Below are 4,036 nucleotides of genomic sequence, written 5' to 3' on the forward strand. Positions count from 1 at the left end.
TCGCCGACGAGGTGCTGCTGCAGCTCGTCCGGGACCAGGCCGCCGCGGTGCTCGGGCACGCGAGCGCGGCCGCCGTCGCGCCGGACCGCGCTTTCCAGGAGATCGGGTTCGACTCGTTGACCGCGGTCGAGCTGCGGGACGCCCTGCGCGCGGAGACCGGGCTCGCCCTGCCCGCGACGCTCGTCTACGACTGGCCGACACCGGCCGCGCTCGCCGGTCACCTGCGGGCCGGCGTCCTCGGCGACAGCGCCTCCGAAACCACCGCGACCGTGTCGGCGGTGGCCGACGAGCCGATCGCGATCGTCGCGATGAGCTGCCGGTACGCGGGCGGCATCGCGTCGCCGGAAGACCTGTGGCGCCTGGTGTCCGGGGGCGCGGACGCGGTCTCCGGCTTCCCGGCCGACCGCGGCTGGGACCTGGAGAACCTGTACGACGCGGACCCCTCGCGGCTCGGTTCGGTGAGCGTCACCGAAGGCGCTTTCCTCGACGCGGCAGGCGGTTTCGACGCCGGGTTCTTCGGCATCTCGCCGCGCGAGACACTGGCCATGGACCCGCAGCAGCGGCTCCTGCTGGAGCTGACGTGGGAGGCGTTCGAGCGCGCGGGCATCGACCCGACTTCGGTCCGGGGCAGCCGGACCGGCGTGTTCGCGGGTACCAACAGCCACGACTACACGACACTCCTCCTCGGCTCTGCCGACGCCCTCGAAGGGCACATCGCGACCGGCAACGCGGCGAGCGTCGCCTCCGGCCGCTTGGCCTACACCTTCGGCCTGGAGGGCCCGGCGGTCTCGGTCGACACGGCGTGCTCGTCTTCGCTGGTCGCGCTGCACCTGGCGGTCCAGTCGCTGCGCCTGGGCGAGTGCTCGATGGCGCTGGCGGGCGGAGTCACCGTGATGGCCACGCCGGGCACGTTCGTCGAGTTCAGCCGCCAGCGCGGCCTCGCCGCCGACGGCCGCTGCAAGGCGTTCGCCGAGGCCGCGGACGGCACGGCCTGGGGTGAAGGCGCGGGACTGGTACTGCTCGAACGGCTGTCGGACGCCGAACGCAACGGCCACCGCGTGCTGGCCGTGGTTCGCGGTTCGGCGGTCAACCAGGACGGCGCGTCCAACGGCCTCACCGCCCCCAACGGCCCGGCCCAGCAACGCGTCATCCGCGCCGCGCTGGCCGACGCAGGACTGTCCACTTCGGACGTCGATGTCGTCGAAGCGCACGGCACCGGAACGACTCTCGGCGACCCGATCGAAGCCCAAGCCCTGCTGGCCACCTACGGCCAGGACCGCGAGACGCCGTTGTACCTGGGGTCGGTGAAGTCCAACATCGGCCACACCCAAGCGGCGGCCGGGGTCGCCGGGGTGATCAAGATGGTCATGGCCATGCGCCACGGCGTTCTCCCGCGGACCCTGCACGTCGACGCGCCATCGTCCCATGTGGACTGGACGGCGGGTGCGGTCGAGCTGCTGACGGAGTCGCGCGAGTGGACGGCCGACCGGCCGTTGCGGGCCGCGGTGTCGTCGTTCGGCATGAGCGGAACCAACGCGCACACGGTCCTGGAAGCCGTTCCCCAGCCTGAAATCTCGCCGAGCACCGCATCAGAACCGGTCCCGTGGGTGCTGTCGGCCCGCTCGTCCGACGCCCTGCGCGGTCAGGCTCAGGCACTGCTCGGGGTGGAAGGCGTTCCGGCGGACATCGGGTTCTCCCTGATCACCACTCGGGCCTCCTTGCCGCATCGCGCGGTCGTGGTCGGTGACCTCACCGAGGGGCTGACCGCGCTGGTCGAGGGGGTTCCGGCGGCGAACGTCGTCACCGGCGTGGCCGACGCGCCCGGCAAGGTCGCCCTCGTGTTCCCGGGCCAGGGCTCCCAGTGGGCCGGGATGGCTCTCGAACTGGCGGACGCCGCACCCGTGTTCGCCGCCCGGCTCGACGAATGCGCGTCCGCTCTGGAGTCCTTCGTGGACTGGCAGCTTCGCGCGGTACTGGCCGATCCCGCGGCGCTGACCCGGGTCGACGTGGTCCAGCCCGCGCTCTTCGCGGTGATGGTTTCCCTGGCCGAGCTGTGGCGTTCATTCGGGGTGGTCCCGGACGCGGTCGTCGGACACTCGCAGGGTGAGATCGCCGCCGCGGTGGTGTCCGGTGCGCTGTCCCTTGAGGACGGTGCTCGCGTGGTCACCCTGCGCAGCAAGGCGATCCTGGCGCTGGCCGGGCGCGGCGGGATGGTCTCGGTGGCCGCGCCGCTCGCCACCGTCGAACAGCGGCTCACGGACGGGCTGTCGATCGCGGCGGTCAACGGCCCGGCGGCGGTCGTGGTTTCCGGTACGCCGGAAGCCCTCGACGAGCTGATCGCGTCCTGCGAAGCTGACGGCATCCGCGCCAAGCGAGTCCCGGTGGACTACGCCTCGCATTCGGCGCAGGTCGAGCAACTCCGTGACGAGCTGCGAGAGGTGCTGGCCCCGATCACTCCGCGCACGGGCGAGATCGCGTTCATCTCGACGGTGACCGGTGAGTGGAACGAGACGGTCGACGCCGAGTACTGGTACACCAACTTGCGCAGCACCGTCCGTCTAGACACGGCGGTCGAGCGCCTGAAGAGCGAGGGCTTCGGCACGTTCATCGAGGCCTCGCCGCACCCGGTGCTGACCATGGCGCTCGGGGAAGACGTCATCGCGCTGGGAAGTCTCCGCCGCGACGACGGCAGCATGACCCGGTTCCACACCGCGCTCGCCGAGGCACACGTCCACGGTGTCGGCGTCGACTGGACCCCCGCGTTCCCGGACGCCCAGGTCGTCGACCTCCCGACGTACGCCTTCCAGCGCAAGCAGTACTGGCCCCGCCCGGCCAACCGCACCGGCGACGCCGCCGGGCTCGGCCTCGGTGCCGTCGAGCACCCGCTGCTCGGCGCCGCGGTCGCCCTCGCCGACGAAGACCGGACCGTCCTCACCGGACGGCTGTCCCGCCAGACCCACCCCTGGCTCGCCGACCACGAAGTCCTCGGCACCGCCCTCCTGCCCGGCACCGCGTTCGCCGAACTCGCGATCCACGCCGGCGACCACACCGGCTGCGGCGCCGTCGAAGAACTCACCCTCGGCACGCCGCTCGCCGTGCCCGCCACCGGCGGTGTCCAGCTGCAGGTCGCCGTCGAAGCGCCGGGCGAGGACGGCCGCCGCGGCCTGACGATCAGCTCCCGCCCGGACCGGCCCGGCGCCCGCTGGACCCGGCACGCCCAGGGCGTCCTCGCGCCCGGCGCACCGGAACCCGAAACGCTGGAGTGGCCGCCCGCCGGCGCGGAAGCGCTCGACGTCGAGGCCCACTACACCGCGCTCGCCGACGCTGGTTACCTTTACGGGCCCGCTTTCCGCGGCCTGCGCGCGGCCTGGCGGCTCGACGGCGACGTCTTCGCAGAGGTGGAACTGCCGGGCACCGACGCGTTCGCCGTGCACCCCGCCCTGCTCGACGCCGCCCTGCACGCCCTCGGCCTCGGCGGGTTCTTCCCCGACGACGGACAGGCCAGGCTCCCGTTCGCCTTCACCGACGTCAGTCTGTTCGCCGCCGGCGCCACCGCCCTGCGCGTGCGGCTCAGCCAGGCCGGTCCGAACGCGGTGTCGGTCGTCGCCACCGACCCGGCCGGGCAGCCGGTGGCGCGCATCGGGTCGCTGGCGTTCCAGGTCGCGTCCACAGTGGACGACGTGCCGGACGCCCTCTTCCGTGCGGAGTGGACACCGGTCACTGCGACCGGCGACGTTCCCGGATTCGCTTGGCTGCCCGGGTCTTTGGCGGACCTCGCCGAGGTGCCTGCCGCAGTCGTCCTGCCGGTCACCGGCACCGATCCGCACGCCGTCGCCGCGCACGTCCTCGCGACCGCGCAGGAGTGGCTGGCGGACGAGCGGTTCGCCGCCGCCCGGCTGGTCGTGCTCACCACCGGCGCCCTCGCCGCGCTGCCCGGCGACCCGGTGCCCGGCCTGGCCCAAGCTCCGGCCTGGGGTCTGATCCGCTCGGCCCAGTCGGAATACCCCGGCCGCTTCGTGCTCCTGGACGTCGACGG

The 4,036-nt window shown here is 73.1% G+C and carries 1 protein-coding gene; it reads left to right on the forward strand.

Translation table 11 applies throughout. The features are described 5' to 3' along the window. The coding region (locus G3I65_RS47370) for a type I polyketide synthase (protein WP_160701908.1) at nt 1–4,036 on the forward strand (4,036 nt) is incomplete at both ends.

Origin of the sequence: Amycolatopsis sp. SID8362 (genome assembly GCF_010550475.1) — a bacterium.
GTDB classification, from domain to species: domain Bacteria; phylum Actinomycetota; class Actinomycetes; order Mycobacteriales; family Pseudonocardiaceae; genus Amycolatopsis; species Amycolatopsis eburnea.